This window comes from Companilactobacillus miaonis, from assembly GCF_036913615.1.
Classification (GTDB): Bacteria; Bacillota; Bacilli; order Lactobacillales; family Lactobacillaceae; genus Companilactobacillus.
Genome location: NZ_JAYKTX010000001.1, coordinates 259,272 through 278,602, shown reverse-complemented (window position 1 = coordinate 278,602; position 19,331 = coordinate 259,272). Strand labels below are relative to the sequence as shown.

Below are 19,331 nucleotides of genomic sequence, written 5' to 3'. Positions count from 1 at the left end.
AGTAAAAAGACGAGGAGAAATGACTATGGAATTTCCCAATAATTTTTTATGGGGTGCCGCATCAGCAGCTTATCAAGTTGAAGGTGCCTACAATGAAGATGGCAAAGGTTTATCCATTTGGGATGAATTTTCGCAAATAAAAGGTAAAACAAAAAATAATACTAATGGCAAAATTGCCGTCGATTTTTATCATCATTATCAAGAAGATATTAAATTAATGTCGGAAATGGGATTGAAAGCTTATCGTTTTAGTGTCTCTTGGAGTCGAATATTGCCGGATGGTGAAGGAAAAGTAAATCAAGCTGGATTAGATTTTTACGAGAAAGTAATTGATGAATTAATAAAAAACAATATCGAACCAGTCGTTACGCTCTATCACTGGGATCTACCAGAAAAGTTACAAGAAAAATATGGTGGCTGGGAAAATCGTAAATTAATTGATTTATTTGTTGATTATTGCCGAATTCTATTTGAAAAATTTGGGACGAAAGTTAAATATTGGGTAACCTTTAACGAGCAAAATGTTTTCACGTCACTGGGGTATCGTTGGGCTTCACATCCACCAAACGTTTCAGATACTAAGCGAATGTTTCAAGCTAATCATATTGTCAATTTGGCTAATGCTCAAGCAATTTCTGCTTTTCATAAATTAGTACCAAATGGGAAAATTGGACCTAGTTTTGGATATGGTGAAGTATATCCATTGACCAGTTCACCGGCTGACGTATTAGCAGCAGTAAATGCTAATCAGTTCAACAATGATTGGTGGTTGGATGTCTATTGTTACGGACGTTATCCAGAAAGAATCTTGAGACTTTTAAAAAAAATGAAATTAGATTTTGAAATCACATCTGAAGATTCAAAAGTGTTAAAGACCGCTAAACCGGATTTCTTAGGAATTAATTATTACCATGGAGGAACAGTTAAAGCACCTAATATTGATAAAGTAAGATCTCAAAAAGATTTTAATAAAACTGATCCCTACTTAATGGCAGCTGATAATCAAGATACTTCACCAGAAAGTTATTTATTTGAATCAGTTGAAAATCCTTATCTTGAAAAAACAAGTTTCGGATGGGAGATTGATCCAATTGGATTTAGAATAGCTTTGAGACAAGTTTATGAAAAATATCAACTACCGATTCTGATTACTGAAAATGGCTTAGGTGCATTTGATAAATTAGAAAATGGAAAAATTGATGACCAATATCGAATTGATTATTTGAATGATCATTTAGTCCAGGTTGGTAAAGCAATCTCTGATGGAGTACCAGTTTTAGGATTTTGTGCTTGGTCTTTTACGGATTTGTTGAGTTGGCTGAATGGCTATGATAAGCGGTATGGCTTTGTTTACGTCGATAGAGATGATTATTCTAGCAAAGATTTGACGCGTATCAAGAAGAAGAGTTTCTACTGGTATCAGAAGATAATTGAGTCTAATGGTCGAAAGTTAGAGGTAAAGTAATGGCAATTCTATATGGTGGTGATTATAATCCAGAACAATGGCCAGAGAGTACATGGCAAAATGATTGGGATTTAATGAAACCAATCGGTATCAATTCAGCAACAATCAATGTATTTTCTTGGGCTTTATTAGAGCCAGAAGAAGGAAAATTTGATTTTTCACAACTTGATAAAATTGTTGAAATCTTAAAAAAGAATCATATTCAAATTGTAATGGCAACTGCAACCGGAGCTTTACCATTTTGGATGACTAATAAATATCCACAGATCAATCGGGTCGATACATATGGTAGACGACAAATTGGGGGCAAACGTGAAAATGCCTGCCCAAACAGTCCAGAATTTCAGCGATTGGACAAAGAATTAGTTGAGCAACTGGCTAAACGTTATGCAAATGTTGATAATATTTCATACTGGCATGTTTCCAACGAATATAATGGTTATTGCTATTGTGATAATTGCGCCAAGGCATTTAGAAAATGGTTGAAAAAGGAATATCACGATGACCTCGAACGTATCAATCACGCTTGGGGAACTAATTTTTGGAGTCATACTTATCATTCATGGAATGAAATTATTCCACCCATGAAGATTGGTGATGCCTTTAATAATGGTAAACCAGTTTTATCTGGATTGGATTTGGCATATCGTCGTTTTCAATCAGATAGTTTACTCAATAATTTTAAGATGGAACGAGATATTATTAGAAAATACGATAGTCGTCCGATTACTACTAATTTAATGGGTAGTCAAAAAGATCTAGATTACTTCAAATGGGCTAAAGAAATGGATGTCGTTTCTTGGGACAATTATCCTAGTTTTGACACCCCAGCCAGTTATACAGCTATGCAACATGATTTAATGCGAGGAGTCAAGGATAAATCATTTATGTTAATGGAGCAGACTCCAAGTCAACAAAATTGGCAACCATTTAATTCACTCAAACAACCAAATCAAATGCGCATGTTGAGTTATCAGGCTATGGCACATGGTGCTGAGACGATTCAATTTTTTCAATTGAAGCAAGCTCGTAATGGGTCAGAAAAATTTCATAGTGCTGTTATTTCACATAGCTTATCGATGGATACGCGTGTTGGTAAAGAATTGAAACAATTAGGACATGAATTGGCAAAATTACCAGAGGATTTAGCAAAAGCGCAAAATAATAATCAGGTTGGGATTATTTTTGATTGGAATGATTACTGGGCTTTAGAAGACTGTATTGGACCAACTAAAAATTTAGATTATGTACAAGAGGTCTTTAATTTTTATCGAGCCCTTTATGAACGAAAAATCGGAGTCGATATGATTTCTAAAGATAGCGACTTTACGAAATATAAAGTAGTCGTCGCTCCCAGTATGTATATCAATTCGTCTGATTTAACGAAAAAAATTGAGAGTTATGTTCAAAATGGTGGAAATTTTGTGACTAATTATATGTCTGGAATTGCTGATAGGGATGATAATGTTTATTTAGGTGGTTATCCAGGGTTATTAAAGCATGTCTTAGGATTGAAATTTGACGAAACTGATGCATTGCCATTTGACCATCAAAACAAATTGATAGCTGATGGAACGATTGTTGGTAAGGGAAGTCTTCTATGTGATTTGATTCAACCTACAACAGCACAGCCGCTTGCCCATTATTCTGGAACTTTCTATGATGAAAAGGCAGTTATGACTAAAAATCATTTTGGACAAGGGTATGCTTTTTATGCAGGCTCAAGATTGGATGAATCGGCAATGAATTTCTTCATACAAAAAATTCTTGATCAAGTAAGTATAGAGTCAGATCTATCTAAATGTGATGTTGAAATTGTTGAACGAATTGGCCAACAAGCTTCGTATATTTTTGTTATTAATACAAGCAGTCAATTTAAAAAAATTTCAAATCCAAGTCCAGAAACAATTGATTTGTTAACAGATCAAAAGACACAAAAAACGCTTAATTTGAAACCATTTGATGTTTTAATTTTAAAGAAATAAAAAAATCCTGATCAAATTAATTATTGGTCAGGATTTTTTCGATTGATTTCTTAGGAACTTTGTCCTTATCGACCTTTTCCCAAGAAAGAACTCTTTGATGTTTTTGATTGTAAGTGATTTTAAGGTAATTGTGAGCTTTGATAGGTCTTTCAATGGCACTGCTGAACTTTAAAAGCTTTTCGTTACCGTCTTGATCATATGATTTCTGTTGATAAATATAATCTTTGTATTCATTTCCAGAATCGTCTTTTTCAATGATTTCTTTATACGAATTGCCAATGTAAGTGTAATAATCATCGCCAGTGTAATTGGGAGCGTACCATAATTTGTAGCCAGCTAGGGGAATTAATAAGATTATAACAACTAATAAACTAACACCAAATTTTTTACTCATTTTTAGTTCCTCCTTAATTCACTAGGAATAATATCATAGAAAGAATCGCTTGTATCCTAACGGTTTTGTAAGGTTTGTAAGGTCAAAGATGAGAATGCATTGGCATCAATTTTTTTATAAAGAAAAAATGTAAGTTTAAATCGTATAAGTTTCCATAAAGTGATTAATTTGATCGTGGTAAGACAGGTTAATAGTTGTTTCTGCTACATCACTTTTGAACGTATAGGATTGTCCAGCAAAAATTGTTTGTCCAACTAAATTTGAAAGTTCAGAAATATCACAAGAATCCAAAACTCCTGGAGTGTTACCAGCATTTCTAAATTCAAGCGTATTTTGATTAAGTCTACGAATGAGCAAATAAGGTCGCAAATTTTGGGCGAGTATCCGATTACGCTTCTTCAATTGGCCTTTGATATTGAAAAGACTAATTGAAATTAAAATTAAACCCACTAATAGCGATAAAGCAATGATGAAACTAGTTATACTGAAAATAATTTGTGTAACAGAATTCATAAAATCACCTCTATATGTAATCGATTTTATTATTTCATAGTTACCTCAATCTTACAATTATGTCACAAATAACTAACAGTTTAGTCATAATTAGGACGATCTATTTACAAGTCAGTTTGAATCAGTAATAATGACATTTGGTAGATACGAATAGTATTTATCAAATAAATTCAGAATAAAAGTACATACAGCAACGTTTTTACTCCGTAACCAGAGTCGCCTTTAGGGCGACTTTTTTGCTATCTAAAAAATAAGATGAGATAATTTATTCGAATAAGAGGCGATGGATATGAAATTTAATGTATTTATAAATCAAATTCCAAAAGATTTATATTTTCCAAAATTTTTGATTAATCCTTTTATCGGAGCAGCAATATTAGCTTTAATGATATTTATAATGATTGAAATTCACAGTTATCGTAAGTCACATGTAAAAAAGAGCATGGTGTAAATATGTCACCTCAAAAAAGGGTATCACTAGACCGGCAAAGTACGCGGATCTAATGATATCCTTTTTTGATTTAATATTAAGTAAACTTATTTTAATTTCAGAGCAAGTTTCTATCCAATCTAGTTGCGTTGAGTTTTATCCCAACTTGTATGACCGATAATCAAATGATAACCAGAAATCATTAAACTGAAGAATAAAACGATATAAATGTAGGAAATTAGACCAATCGATAAAATCATTCTTCTTAATTTGAATTTTTCATTGATCATATCATCTGGTTGAATTACTAGATGAGCTTTATCGCTGACTTTTAGTTCTCTGATATAAATCAAAGTAAAAATTGTTCCAAAGAAGAAGCTTAAAATTGTCATGATCACGAAAGCAACGAAGATAAATTCAGGATTCTTGAGATATTTAAAAATAAATTCAAAGGTCAAATAGATAATACTGAAGTCAGCTAGGATATTGATTACAGGCTGAATGAAAAAGAAATAAGTGTCCAACTTTTGACTTGTCGTGACGGTTTTTGAAAAAGTAATTTCTTTAAGATATTTCCAACAGTTAAAGCCACCTTGAGCCCATCTTGCACGCTGACGAATCAATTTTTTTACGCTGAAGAGGGCTTCTTGTTCAACGTAAGCTTCATCAATGTATTTAATATTCAAACCATTGAGTTCCATGCGCAAAGTCAATTCATAATCTTCAAGTAAAGCGTTACCCCAAGGTTTTGAACCGAGAGCTTTGAAAATGGAGGAGTATCTGAAAAATTGACCGTTACCACATAAAGCGACGGCGTTGAGATGAGTTCTGACTAGTTGAATCAAATGATTAATTACAAAAAACTCGATATCTTGAAATGTTTGTAAAATTTTCTTGGGACTCTTCATTTTGACACGAAGTTGGATTGCATCGACAGAATTGTCGTCAAAACCGTCATTTAATTTATAAATACTATTGGCACTTAAAACTCCGTCGGCATCTAGAACACCAACGATACATTTTTGTGGATCAAGTTGTTTTTCTTTAATCAATCTTTGAATCTCTTCTACAGCACTATTTAAAGCATCACCTTTACCAGTTCTAGCATTAGGTAATTTACGTTCGACAATGGAAATGGGACCATCGATACTTTTAGCTTGTGTAACCGTATCGTCATCAGAAGCATCATCAATGACAATAATCTGTTTGTGACCAGGTAAATTGTTTAAACGAATAAGCGAGTTTTTAATGACCTTTCCTTCATTCAAACAAGGAAGCAACATAAAATAAAAGAATTGATTCATATCTTGGTCTGGTTCGTAAGCATTTTTCATATCTTGTTGAAATTGTTTGCGTTGCGTGGCGTAGATGTAATACATAATGAAACATTGAATCATGAAAATCGTTACCGCTATTAGATAAATAATCATTAAATATCATCTTCCCAATTATTTTTCAATTAAAATTCTACTCAAATTGGAAAGATGTTCAAACAGGTTGCTTATATATATTATTTTATAATTAATTAATATAATTCTAAAAATATGAACTGAAAATTAGCCAAATTTATAAAAAAACTCCTGAAAACCTTTTTAATTGTTATAATAAAATTGTGATGTATGGAGGGGAATTCATGACTACTTTATTAGATGTAGCAAAAAAAGCCAACGTTTCAAAAATGACTGTTTCTCGAGTTATTAACCATCCGGAAAAGGTGACGGATGAATTGAAGAAATTAGTCTATGAAGCTATGCGTGAATTAGATTATCATCCAAATGTAATTGCTAAAGCTCTGGCTAACAAGACAACTCGTATCATCAAATTGTGTATTTTGGAAGATATCGATACAACTGAACCTTATTACATGAACTTGATGATTGGAATTGCGAAGACTCTAGATTTGCATCAATATTCTTTGCAATTAGTAACTCGTCGTAATTTTGATATTGGTAATTGCGATGGCTACATTATTACCGGGATGCGTGAAAACGATGTTAGTTGGATCAAAGATTTAAAAAAGCCAGTAGTTTTGTTTGGTGAGAATCGTTATGGCTTAGATTATGTTGATACAAATAACAAAGCAGCAACTTATCTTATGTCACAACTGGCCTTGAAAAAGGGTTATGATAAATTAATTTATATTGGTATTGATAGTAAGGAATCATTCGAATATTCTCGTGAAGCTGGTTATTTACAGCAGGTTCAGGAGAAACGAATGATCCCTGAATTACATAGGTTTGGTAATCATAGTCATATGGCGGAAGACTTCATTGGCGAAAATTGGGATAAAATTGAAAAGAACACAGCTTTTATCTGTGCCTCTGATCGATTAGCAATGGGTATTGAACGTGGCATTTTACGTCGTGGCGGTAAAATTCCTGAAGATTTTGGTGTAACCGGTTTCGATGGGGTGTTTTTAAATCAAGTCGCATCTCCCAAAATTACTACTATTAAACAGTCTATTATTGAAATGGGTAGTGCTTGTGGAGAGAATCTACTCGATAAGATTCAAAACGGCACTTCTCAAGGTTCATTAGTGTTTGAACCTAATGTTAGTTTAGGTGGTACTTTGCGGAGCTAAACTGTTACCGTTAACATCAATCAAAGCCTTGCTATCGCGGGGCTTACTTTTTTATACTGAGATGAAAGGGTTTACAAGAAGGGGGCTGTGTATTGTGAACTGGTATGACAAAGCAATCGTGTATCAAATTTACCCCAAAAGCTTCCAAGACACCAATGATGATGGTATCGGAGATCTCAAAGGAGTAATTTCACGATTAGATTACGTCAAAGAGATGGGATTTAATACTATCTGGTTAAATCCAATCTTTGTTTCGCCACAAGTAGACAACGGTTATGATGTCTCAAATTATTTTGCAATCGATCCTATCTTAGGGGATATGAACGATTTTACAGAGATGGTTCAAAAAGCTCATCATTTGGGGCTTCACATCATCTTGGACTTGCCAATCAATCATACGTCGGATCAACATCCATGGTTTAAAGATGCTATCAGTAATCCCAATAGTATTTTTAAGGATTACTATATTTGGCATAAAGCTAAAAATGGTGATGTTCCCAATAATTGGGGTTCATTTTTTGGTGGTAGTGTTTGGGCAAAGAATCCTAATAACCCAGATGAGTATTACTTCCACTTGTTTGATAAGAAGATGCCAGATTTAAACTGGCAAAATCCAGAAGTCCAAAAATCAATTGCTGATATCGCTAAGTTTTGGATCAGTAAAGGTGCAGATGGTTTCAGGTTAGATGCTTTTATTCATATTGCTAAGGCCAATTTAGACCAAAACTCTTTAATCTCAGGGGAAAAATATCCTCAAGATGATACCTTTTATGCAAAATTGCCGAAAGTAAAAGATTACTTGGGTCATTTCGTCAAGGAAATCAAAGATTACAAGCCAGAGACGTTCTTATTTGGTGAAGCTTCTTCAGCCAATGCATTGAATGCGGCGGAATATACCCGTCCAAATGAGTATGGCTGTGACGTTGTAGTTAATTCTGGTAATTACGGTGAAGTGTACGATGATTCTAATCCAGATATTCCAGGATTTTTCCAGGATCGTAAGTTATCACTAGATTATTTGAAGAAAACTTATGTAACTTGGGAAAGTGTCTTGGCCGGAGTCTCATTACCAACTTTGACTTGGGGCAATCATGATATTAGTCGGGTATTGGATCGACTGAATTTGCCAGTCGAAAATGATGATGTGGCAAAATTGTTAGCAATGTTGATGTTCTTACAACGTGGAATTCCAGTGATTTATTATGGTGAAGAGATTGGAATGCACGGTTTGAAATATTCGAAAGTTGCTGACTTTACCGACCAAAGAGCGGTTGATCTGATTGAAAATTTACGAGGTAAATCTTTTGATGATCAAACGATTCTATATCTTTTGAATAATCAAGATGAAATGACAGCTCGTGGTCCAATGCAATGGAATAATTCTACGTATCACGGTTTTTCCAAAGCTAAGCCATGGAATTGGGGCCAAACGCAAGCAGTTGATGTTGATTCTGAGTTAAAAGATCAAGATAGTGTTGCAGTCTTTTATAAGAACCTTTTGTGTCTGAAGAAACATGACTGTTTTACAAAGGGTAATTATCAACTATTGATTACCGATAAAGATATTTATGCATATTTGCGTCAAACGGAAGATAGCGAAGGCTTAGTTGTCGCAAACTTTTCAAGTGAATCGAAGAAATTCACTTTACCGGCTGGCAAATGGAGAAGAGCGCTGGCTAATCAAGCAACAAGAGTTTCCAATGGTGTAATCACATTGAATCCTTGGGGATGCTGTGCATTAGAATCTAAAAAATAGTAGGGGTGTAAATAATGGCAGAAGATACAAGTGTTGAATTAAGAAAAGCTCAAATTTACAGTGTGTTTGTCAGAAATCACACTAAAAAAGGTACTTTGAAGGCTTTGGAAGATGACCTTCAACGAATCAAGGAATTGGGAACAGACTATATCTGGTTACTACCTATTTATCCAATCGGTAAAAAAGATCGTAAAGGTAAATTGGGTTCACCATATTCTATTAAAGATTATCGTTCAATTGATCCAAAAATCGGTTCATGGGATGATTTCGTTCATTTTTCTAAAAAAGTCCATGATATGGGTATGAAATTAATGATCGATATCGTTTATAATCACACATCACGCGATTCTGTTTTGCTTAAAGAACATCCAAATTGGTTCTTACGTGATCACATGGGTAACCTTAAAAATAAGAATCCTGACTGGACCGATGTTGCCGAATTAGATTATTCTCATAAGGATTTGTGGACTTATCAAATTGATACTTTGAAGAAGTATGCTGATTTAGTCGATGGATTCAGATGTGACGTGGCTCCACAAGTACCACTAGAATTCTGGAAAGAAGCCAGAAAAGAAGTAGCAAAAGTAAATCCAGACATGGTTTGGTTAGCTGAAACTTCTGGTGGCGGTTATATTAAATATCTCAGAGATAGAAATTATCCTGCTGCATCAGATAGTGAAATGTATCAAGCCTTTGATATGACTTACGATTACGATATTGATGAAATTTGGAGAAAATATGTTAAAGATAAGGCTTCATTGAGTCGTTATATTGAGGCTTTGAATCAACAAGAATATATTTATCCGAAGAATTATATTAAGATGCGTGCCTTGGAGAATCATGATCAAGTCAGAGCTCATAAGATGTTTATCAATGAAAATGATATGTTCAATTGGACAGCCTTTTCCGAATTCCAAAAGGGTTCAACTTTGATTTACGCTGGTCAAGAAGCAGGTATGAAACATACACCTAGCTTGTTCGATAAGGATAAGATCGATTGGAAAGACCAAAAGATGGACTTGTCTGCTTTGATGTATAGAATGCACCAATTGAGCCAAGATCAAATCCAATATGAAGGTAACTATACGGTTGAAGCACTCGAAAATGATGTTGTCAAAGTAAGTTACACCTTTGATGGCAAGATTCGTGTGGGACTATTTACTTTGAAAGGTCAACCAGGACGTGCCAAAGTAGATGTTCGTAGTGATCACTATACTAATTTGATCGATAATTCACTAGTTAACATTCAAAATGGTATTTTAACGATCGATTATGATCCAATTATTATTGAAGGAAATCTCAGATAGACTTGAAAAATACAAATAGGAGTGCTCATAAACGTTGAGCGCTCCTATTTTTTAGCAATTAATCAGACAATTATCTTATTTTTAGTAAACATAATACTGAATTTATTTTTGTTAACGGTAACATCGTGAAAGCGATTGCAACCTGACGAAAAATCAGTAATATAGAAGGTGTTAAGTGATTAGATATTTTTTAGGAGGAGAAAAGCATGAAGAAGAATTGGAAAAAGGTTCTTTTAGGTGGATTAGTTCTAAGTATGTCAATGCTAGTTTTAGCTGGTTGCGGCAGTTCTAAGAGTAGTTCATCAAGTGACAGTACAAGCAGTACTCAAAATCTAAAGGTTTGGATCGATACTGAACATGTGGCCGCAATTAAGTCACAAGTTAAGAAATTCGAAAAGGCCAATCCAAAAGTTCATGTTACAGTTAAATCAGGTTCATCAGCTGATGCTTTGAAGGATGTTTCAAAAGATCCTGAAAAGGCTGCCGATGTCTTTATGATGCCACATGATCAAATTGGTCAAATGGCAGATGCCGGATTGCTTTACCCAGTATCTAAGAAGTACACAAAGACAGTTCAAAACAACAACGTTAAGTCAGCTGTCGATGGTGTTACATGGAAGGGCAAGATTTACGGATTCCCATATGGTGTTGAATCACAAGTTCTCTACTATAACAAATCAACATATTCAGCTGACGATGTTAAGACATGGGATTCATTAACATCTAAAGGTAAATTAGGTACAAACTTTGGTGAAGCTGGTGCCAACTACATCTTTACACCACTATTTATGAGTAATGGGGATGTCTTATATGGTAAAGATGGTGAAACAGTTAAGGGTACAAACTTCAACAATGAAAAAGGTATCCAAGTTCTAGACTGGATTGCAAAACAAAAGAGTAACTCAGGTGTTGTACAAACAAGTGCCGCCGCTCTATCAAACTTGCAATCAGGTAAGACAGATGCATTCCTTTCAGGTCCATGGTCAAAGAACGATGTTAAGAAAGCTCTTGGTAAGAACATGGCCGTTGCACCTTATCCAACAGTAGACTTTGGTAATGGCGCAACACAAATGAAGGCATTCTTGGGTGTTAAAGTTTATGGTGTTAACCAACAAACTAAATCACCAGTTGCCGCTATGAAACTTGCTAACTTCTTGAGTAATGAATCAACACAAAAGGTTGAATTTGAAAAGAACGGTGTTGTTCCATCAAATACAAAGGCTCAAGGATTACAAGAAGTTAAAGATGATGAAACAGCTAAAGCTGTTATGACAATGTCAGCATCAGATCACTCAGTCGTTATGCCTAAGGTTCCAGAAATCACAAACTTCTGGCCACAAATGGACTCATTGATCAACGATACATACAAGGGCAAGATCAAGTCATCAGATTATCAAACGAAATTAGATAAAGTTGTTTCTGTTGCATCAAAGAAGTCAAATTAAAAAACAATTTTCTCTAAAAAAAAAGTAAGGGTGCGATTATATGTTTAAGAAACATTCCACGGAACAACATATAACATTTAGAGAATTGTTTATGAAGGGCGGATTGCCAGAGAAGCTTTCATTTATCATTATGGGCTTTTCAAACTTTGCAAATAAACAAATTCTTAAAGGGTTAATATTTTTAGTTGCTGAAGTTGGATTTATATTCTGGCTAATTCGCAATGGTATACATGCTTTAGCAATGTTGCAAACATTGGGAACTAAGAAACAAGGTTTGGTTTATGATCCTAAGTTGGGTATGGATGTCCTGCAAAAAGGTGACAATTCAATGCTCCTCTTATTGTTCGGTATTGCAGCGATTTTAATCTGTATAGTTTTAGTTGTTCTTTATATAGTTAACTTGAAGAGTGCTAGACACATCTTCGAATTAAAAGCAGCAAACAAGAAGATTCCATCAACAAAGGATGATCTTAAGAGTCTCTTGAATGAAAGATTCCACCAGACTTTAATGACAATTCCTCTATTGGGTGTATTGTTCTTCACAATTTTGCCACTTTTGTACATGATTGCGATTGCATTTACAAATTACGATCATAATAACTTACCACCAAAGAATCTCTTTACTTGGGTTGGTTTTCATAACTTTTCTAATGTTATCACAGGTGACATCGCTTCAACTTTCTTCCCAGTCTTGGGTTGGACTCTAGTTTGGGCCGTTGTAGCAACTGTCTCATGTTTCCTATTAGGTGTTGTTCTCGCTCTATTGATCAATACAAAAGGAATTAAGTTTAAAAAAGTATGGCGTACGATCTTTATCTTAACAATGGCTGTTCCACAGTTCATTTCACTATTGATCATGCGTAATCTATTGAATGATGCTGGTCCTGTTAACGCTTTGTTGAAGAATTGGGGCTGGATTTCTAAGTCAATTCCATTCTTAACAGATCCAACAATGGCTAAATTTACCATTATTGTTGTTAACTTATGGATTGGTATTCCAGCAACAATGTTGATTACAACTGGTATTATTCAAAACTTGGATCAAGAACAAATTGAAGCTGCCATCATGGATGGTGCCAATAAGTTCCAAATCTTTAAGTCAATTACCTTCCCACAGATTTTATTTGTCATGATGCCATCACTTATTCAACAGTTGATTGGTAATATCAATAACTTCAATGTTATTTACCTATTAACTGGTGGTGGACCAACAAATTCAAACTACTATGGTGCCGGATCAACCGATTTGCTTGTAACTTGGCTCTATAATTTGACCGTAAATACAATGGATTACAATTTAGCTTCAGTTATCGGTATTTTGATCTTTATTCTATCTGCAGTGTTCAGTCTATGGGCATATACTCATACAAATTCATACAAGGAGGGTTAAAAAATGGCACAAAAGAAAGCAATCAATTACAAAGCACAAAAGAAACGCAACCGGGCTATTGTTTATACCATCCTTACAATAATGGCTATTGTCTGGCTATTTCCAATCGTATGGATTGTTCTGAACAGTTTCAGAGCTGAAGGTGGAGCCTTCGTTCCATATATTATTCCAAAGCATTTTACAATCAATAATTATATTAAGCTGTTGACTGATTCTTCAGGAAACTATCCATTTGTCCGTTGGTTTGTTAACACATTAATCGTTTCCGTATGTACTTGCGTATTGTCAACCTTTATCACAATTTCAATGTCTTACGCATTGTCTCGTTTAAGATTCAAGATGCGTAGACCATTCTTGAAGGTTGCTTTAGTTCTAAACATGTTCCCAGCTTTCATGAGTATGATTGCTATTTACTACATTCTTAAGGCTTTAGATTTAGCTGGTAGTTTGTTAGCTTTGATTCTAGTTTATTCAGCTGGAGCTGCATTGACATTCTATGTTGCTAAGGGATTCTTCGATACTATCCCAATGGCTTTGGATGAATCGGCTATGATCGATGGTGCTAATAAATGGCAAATCTTCACAAAAATTACCTTACCATTATCTAAACCCATCATTGTTTATACAGCATTGACAGCATTCATGGGTCCTTGGATGGACTTCATCTTTGCTAAGATCATCATGGGTGATGATGTTAAGAATTACACCGTTGCCATTGGCCTATATTCAATGATGACGAAGACAACTGCTAATTCGCTATTTATGACATTTACCGCAGGATGTGTTCTGATTGCGATTCCTATTACATTGCTCTTCATGTATATGCAGAAGTACTATGTCGAAGGTGTCACATCAGGTGCTGTTAAGTAATTTAGCTTTAGAATTTGATTCTGGAAACTTGAATTACTAAATTCGTATAGTTTAACTGGCTCTGCATAAAATTAACTCAATACGTGAATGTCTTGAATTTATTTAATGCAGAGCTTTTTTTATTCAAATTTTTAAAAAATGAGAGGTATTTTCAATGAATACACCAGCAATCTATCATCGTCCAGACAGTGAATTTGCATATCTTTATAAAGATAATTTGATGCATATTCGCTTGAGAACAGCTCGCGGCGATATGAAAGAAGTCGCTTTAATTCACGGGGATCCGTATACATTACAAACCGATCATTGGCAAGAAAAGGCTAGTCCGATGAAGCGATATTTGACAACAGATTTATATGATTTTTGGACAATCGAACTAACTGAACCATTTAAACGTATCTCGTATGCGTTTAAGATCACGGGAAATGACGGAATTACCATCTTTTATGGCGACCATGGTGTGTTCGATTTTAAACCAGACGTATACAACAGCCCCGATAACTACTTTAGAATGCCTTACTTCCATGAAGTAGATCGTTTTAAAGCACCTGAATGGGTCAAAAAGACTGTTTGGTATCAGATCTTCCCAGAGAGATTTGCCAATGGTGATACAGCAAATGACCCCGAAAATACTTTGCCATGGGGTTCAAAAGATCCATCACCAACTGACTTTTTCGGTGGTGACTTGCAAGGTGTGATCGACCATTTAGATTATCTGCAAAAACTAGGTATCAACGGAATCTATTTCTGTCCTATCTTTAAAGCTAAATCTAATCACAAATATGACACAATTGACTACATGAAAATAGATCCAGCCTTTGGCGACAAGCAGACATTCAAAAAACTGGTAAATGAGTGTCACAAACGAGGTATCAAAGTGATGCTAGATGCCGTCTTTAACCATATGGGTGACAATTCTCCACAATGGCAAGATGTCGTGAAAAATGGTAAGAAATCAAAATATGCTGATTGGTTCCACATCAACAAGTTCCCAGTAACTTATCAAGATACTGGGTTCGATGAAGCTAAAGACATAACTTATGATACTTTTGCTTTTACACCACATATGCCAAAACTCAATACTGCTAATCCTGAAGTTAAAGAACATTTGATCAAGATTGCTAAGTATTGGATCGAAGAATTTGATATTGATGCTTGGCGACTAGACGTTGCTAACGAAATCGACCATGAATTTTGGCGTGACTTCAGACGGGCTTGTGACAGTGTTAAAAAAGACTTCTATATCTTGGGAGAAGTTTGGCACTCATCACAAGGTTGGCTACAAGGAGATCAATTCAGTGCGGTAATGAATTATGCCTATACTGATTCAATTTCTAAGTATTTGTTGAAGAAACAAATTTCTGCTGACAAGATGGTTTCAGACATCAATGATCAATTGATGCTTTATCGTGATCAAACTGACCAGATTCAATTCAACGTGTTGGATTCACACGATACAGCTAGATTGTTGACTGAAGCCGGTGATGACAAAGATTTGATGAAACAAACTTTAGCCTTTACTTACTTACAACCTGGAGTTCCATGTATTTACTATGGTGACGAAGTTGGTATGGACGGTGGCAATGATCCTGACTGCCGTAAATGTATGGTTTGGGATGAATCAAAACAAGATAAGAACTTGTTTAGTTTCTTCCAAAAGTTAATTGAAATTAGAAAAAATAATCAAAAAATTCTTTCCGAAGGTGAAATGGTTTGGGAAAAAGTTGCCGACAATGGGTTGATCATCTTGAGTCGCCAATTAAATGGTCAAGAAGTCAAAATTATTTTGAACTCTGGTACACAGGCTCAAACTGTTTCCAATAATCGAGAAGTAATCTTAAGTAATTTAATTGAAAATAATAATCAAGAATTAACTATTAGTCCTAAAGGGTTCGCATTAGTTAAATAGAGAGGTGCTTAATTTGCAAAAACATTGGTGGCAAGAAACAACTGTATATCAAGTTTATCCACGTAGTTTTAAGGATTCAAATGGTGATGGAATTGGTGATCTTCAAGGAGTCATCAGCAAACTAGATTATTTACAAAATTTAGGAATCGGAGCTATCTGGCTCTCACCAGTCTATCGTTCACCTAATGATGACAACGGTTATGATATTTCTGACTATGAAGATATCATGCAAGAATTCGGCACGATGGCCGATATGGATGAATTGATTGCAGAAGCTAAGAAAAGAAATATTAAAATCGTTATGGATCTAGTAGTCAATCACACGTCTGATGAACATAAGTGGTTTATTGAAGCTAAAAAAGGAAAAGATAATCCGTATCGTGATTACTACATCTGGCGAGATCCTAAAGATGGCGGCGTACCAAATGATTTGAAGTCATCCTTTAGTGGTAGCGCTTGGCAATTTGATGAAAAATCCGGTCAATATTACTTACATCTTTTCAGTAAAAAACAACCCGATTTGAATTGGGAAAACAAAAAAGTCCGTCAAGCAGTTTATGACATGATGAATTTCTGGATCGATAAAGGTATCGGTGGTTTTAGAATGGATGTTATCGACCTGATTGGCAAGCAACCGGACAAAGAAATTACTGGCAATGGGCCAAAGCTTCACGAATATCTCCACGAGATGAACCGAGCAACCTTTGGTGAAAAGGACATGCTAACAGTTGGTGAAACCTGGGGTGCAACGCCTGAAATCGCCAAACTTTATTCTGATCCTAAACGCGAAGAATTAGCCATGGTCTTCCAGTTCGAACACAGCGAATTGGATCAACAACCAGGCAAACAAAAATGGGATTTACTACCATTGAATGTTGGCAAATTAAAAGCTGTTTTGGCCAAATGGCAGACAGAACTTGGCAATGAAGGTTGGAATTCACTCTTCTGGAATAACCACGACTTACCAAGAATTGTTTCCCGTTGGGGTAATGATCAAGAATATCGAGTTGAAAGTGCTAAAATGTTTGCCATTTTGCTTCATATGATGAAAGGAACTCCTTACATCTATCAAGGTGAAGAAATTGGAATGACAAACAAACCGATCACTGATATTTCTGAAGTAGAAGACATTGAAAGTCGCAACATGTATCATGAACGACTTGAAGCAGGATATAAGAAAGAAGATATTATCAAGTCAATCAATACTAAGGGGCGTGACAATGCCAGAACACCAATTCAATGGGATGAAAGTGCTAATGGTGGTTTCACAACCGGAACACCTTGGTTAGCTGTTAATCCTAATTACAAACAAATCAATGTTAAGGATGCTTTGGCCGATAAAAATTCAGTTTTCTACACTTACAAGAAACTAGTTCAACTCAGAAAAGATAATCCAATCATGATCTGGGGTGACTTCAAGTTACTTGATACACCAGATACGATTTTTGCTTATGAAAGATCTTATCAAGGTCAAACTTGGTTAATCGTCAACAACTTTTCAAACGATAAACAAACAGTTTCTTTCGATAAAAAAGTTGGTGAGACGATTATTCAAAATTACGATCACGCAATCAAGGATCTCTCAAAGCTTGAATTAAGTCCTTGGGAATCATTTGTTGTGAAAGTGGAGGATTAAGATGGCAGACAAAACTTGGTGGAAAAACGCTGTTGGATATCAAGTTTATCCACGGAGTTTTAAAGATACTAATGATGATGGTGTGGGTGATATCCGCGGTATCATCGAAAAGTTACCTTATTTAAAAGACTTAGGTATTGATTTTATCTGGGTCAATCCGATTTATAAATCTCCTAATGTTGATAATGGTTATGACATTTCCGATTATGAAAGTATTGAACCTGAATTTGGGACAATGGAAGATTTCAAAGAGTTGTTGAGTAAAGCTCACGCTTTGGACATCAAGGTTATTTTAGATTTAGTAATCAATCACACCTCTGATCAACATCCTTGGTTCTTAGAATCAAAAAAAGGTAAAGACAATCCTTATCGTGATTACTATCTATGGGCTGATGCGACACCTGACAAGATGCCAAACGATTGGAAGAGTTTTTCTGGACATTCTGCTTGGACTTATGACAAAAACTCAGGTCAAGCATATTTCCATGTTTTTGCAGCCGAACAACCGGATTTGAATTGGAAAAATCCTAAAGTTCGTCAGGAAATTTATAAGATGATTCGTTGGTGGCTTGATCTTGGTATTGATGGATTCAGAATGGATGCCATCAGTCACATTCAAAAGGAACCTTGGGACTTTAAAATTAAAGATAATCCTTGGGCACCATTTATGAATGTTAAAGGGATCGATAAATATATGACTGAACTTCGTGATATTTTTAATGAATATTCAGTCATGACAGTTGGTGAAGCTAGTGGTGTTACGAGTCGCAAAGCCATCAACTGGACAGATCCTAATCGTTATGGCTACATCAATATGATTTTTCAACTTGAGCAAAACGTTCAAGTCGGCAAGCCCGGGGAACAACGAATCGACCCACGTGGATTTAAGAAAGTCTTAGCTCGCTGGCAAAGAGATTTAGCTGATGGCGGTTGGAACGCACTTTACGTAGAAAACCATGATAATCCTAGAATCAATACAGTTTTAGGTAATCAAACTAAACAATCAGCTAAGGCAATTGCAGTAACCTACATGCTGTTAAGGGGTACGCCATTTATTTATCAAGGTCAAGAACTAGGAATGACTAACTATCCATTTACTAAACCAGAACAGATGGATGGCTTGGATATGGATATTTTTAAAAAGATTGAAGAGAATCATTCAAAAGAAGAGACGATGAAAATTATGTCACATTGGTCACGAGATAATGCGCGGACACCAATGCAATGGGATGATTCACAATTTGCTGGTTTTTCTAAAAAGAGTTCTTGGTTGGCAGTTAACGATAATCACAAGACAATCAATGTTGAGACCGAAGAAAAAGATAATGATTCTGTCTTGAATTTTTACAAGAAACTGATTGCTTTGAGAAAGAGTGAGAAAGCTTTAACTGATGGTGATTTTGAATTGATTTTGGATGATGATCCGAGTGTATTCAGTTACTTACGTAAAGACAAAGATCAAACTTTCTTAATTATCAGCAATTTAAGCGAAAAACTTCGTAATGTAACGTTACCTAATAAAATCGTTAAAAATGATTGGCAAATAGTTTTAACTAATGATAAAACTTTGCAAATCAACAAATTTGTACAAGTTAAACCTTATGCTGTAACAGTTTTCAAAAAAATTAATTAGAAATTAAATTTTATATG

Annotated in this window: 15 protein-coding genes; 12 read left to right on the top strand and 3 right to left on the bottom strand. The window is 35.0% G+C overall.

Translation table 11 applies throughout. The annotated features are described in order from the left end of the window. Window positions 1-25: 25 nt before the first annotated feature. On the top strand, window positions 26-1,465 hold the full coding sequence (locus U8521_RS01300; RefSeq protein ID WP_334351604.1) for a glycoside hydrolase family 1 protein: 1,440 nt from the start codon (window positions 26-28) through the stop codon (window positions 1,463-1,465). Next, complete coding sequence (locus U8521_RS01295; RefSeq protein ID WP_334351603.1) at window positions 1,465-3,450, top strand: beta-galactosidase; 1,986 nt, start codon at window positions 1,465-1,467, stop codon at window positions 3,448-3,450. The genes U8521_RS01300 and U8521_RS01295 overlap by 1 nt, the downstream gene beginning before the upstream one ends. 16 nt (window positions 3,451-3,466) lie before the next feature. Here the strand turns inward: U8521_RS01295 and U8521_RS01290 are convergent, their stop codons facing one another. Further along, window positions 3,467-3,844, bottom strand: a complete 378-nt coding sequence (locus U8521_RS01290; RefSeq protein WP_334332894.1) for a YxeA family protein — start codon at window positions 3,842-3,844, stop codon at window positions 3,467-3,469. Between the two features lie 135 nt (window positions 3,845-3,979). Continuing rightward, window positions 3,980-4,357: a hypothetical protein gene (locus U8521_RS01285; protein ID WP_334351602.1), complete on the bottom strand. Its 378-nt coding sequence runs from the start codon at window positions 4,355-4,357 to the stop codon at window positions 3,980-3,982. Window positions 4,358-4,646: 289 nt separating this feature from the next. Here U8521_RS01285 and U8521_RS01280 point away from each other — a divergent pair, with 289 nt between their 5' ends. Continuing rightward, on the top strand, window positions 4,647-4,808 hold the full coding sequence (locus tag U8521_RS01280) for a hypothetical protein (protein ID WP_334351601.1): 162 nt from the start codon (window positions 4,647-4,649) through the stop codon (window positions 4,806-4,808). Between the two features lie 119 nt (window positions 4,809-4,927). Here the strand turns inward: U8521_RS01280 and U8521_RS01275 are convergent, their stop codons facing one another. Continuing rightward, window positions 4,928-6,217: a glycosyltransferase family 2 protein gene (locus U8521_RS01275; protein ID WP_334351600.1), complete on the bottom strand. Its 1,290-nt coding sequence runs from the start codon at window positions 6,215-6,217 to the stop codon at window positions 4,928-4,930. 203 nt (window positions 6,218-6,420) lie between these two features. On the opposite strand from U8521_RS01275, the gene U8521_RS01270 reads away from it, so the two are divergent. The 9 genes from U8521_RS01270 (at window position 6,421) to U8521_RS01230 (ending at window position 19,314) form a co-directional block, all read left to right on the top strand. Further along, window positions 6,421-7,368, top strand: coding sequence for a LacI family DNA-binding transcriptional regulator (locus tag U8521_RS01270; protein WP_334332890.1), 948 nt, complete (start codon window positions 6,421-6,423; stop codon window positions 7,366-7,368). Between the two features lie 94 nt (window positions 7,369-7,462). Next, on the top strand, window positions 7,463-9,124 hold the full coding sequence (locus U8521_RS01265) for a glycoside hydrolase family 13 protein (protein ID WP_334351599.1): 1,662 nt from the start codon (window positions 7,463-7,465) through the stop codon (window positions 9,122-9,124). Between the two features lie 14 nt (window positions 9,125-9,138). Then, on the top strand, window positions 9,139-10,431 hold the full coding sequence (locus U8521_RS01260) for an alpha-amylase family glycosyl hydrolase (protein WP_334351598.1): 1,293 nt from the start codon (window positions 9,139-9,141) through the stop codon (window positions 10,429-10,431). 206 nt (window positions 10,432-10,637) lie between these two features. Then, a complete protein-coding gene (locus U8521_RS01255; protein ID WP_334332887.1) occupies window positions 10,638-11,876 on the top strand; it encodes an extracellular solute-binding protein in 1,239 nt (412 codons plus the stop codon). A 40-nt stretch (window positions 11,877-11,916) separates the two neighbouring features. Further along, window positions 11,917-13,266, top strand: a complete 1,350-nt coding sequence (locus tag U8521_RS01250) for a carbohydrate ABC transporter permease (RefSeq protein ID WP_334332886.1) — start codon at window positions 11,917-11,919, stop codon at window positions 13,264-13,266. A 3-nt stretch (window positions 13,267-13,269) separates the two neighbouring features. Continuing rightward, on the top strand, window positions 13,270-14,136 hold the full coding sequence (locus U8521_RS01245) for a sugar ABC transporter permease (RefSeq protein WP_334332885.1): 867 nt from the start codon (window positions 13,270-13,272) through the stop codon (window positions 14,134-14,136). 154 nt (window positions 14,137-14,290) lie between these two features. Then, window positions 14,291-16,045 (top strand): glycoside hydrolase family 13 protein, encoded by a 1,755-nt coding sequence (locus tag U8521_RS01240; RefSeq protein WP_334351597.1) that lies wholly within the window; start codon window positions 14,291-14,293, stop codon window positions 16,043-16,045. 13 nt (window positions 16,046-16,058) lie between these two features. Further along, window positions 16,059-17,681 (top strand): glycoside hydrolase family 13 protein, encoded by a 1,623-nt coding sequence (locus U8521_RS01235; RefSeq protein WP_334332883.1) that lies wholly within the window; start codon window positions 16,059-16,061, stop codon window positions 17,679-17,681. Window position 17,682: 1 nt separating this feature from the next. Further along, window positions 17,683-19,314 carry a glycoside hydrolase family 13 protein gene (locus U8521_RS01230; protein ID WP_334351596.1) on the top strand — a complete coding sequence of 544 codons (1,632 nt, stop codon included), beginning with the start codon at window positions 17,683-17,685 and terminating at the stop codon, window positions 19,312-19,314. The last annotated feature ends 17 nt before the right edge of the window (window positions 19,315-19,331 follow it).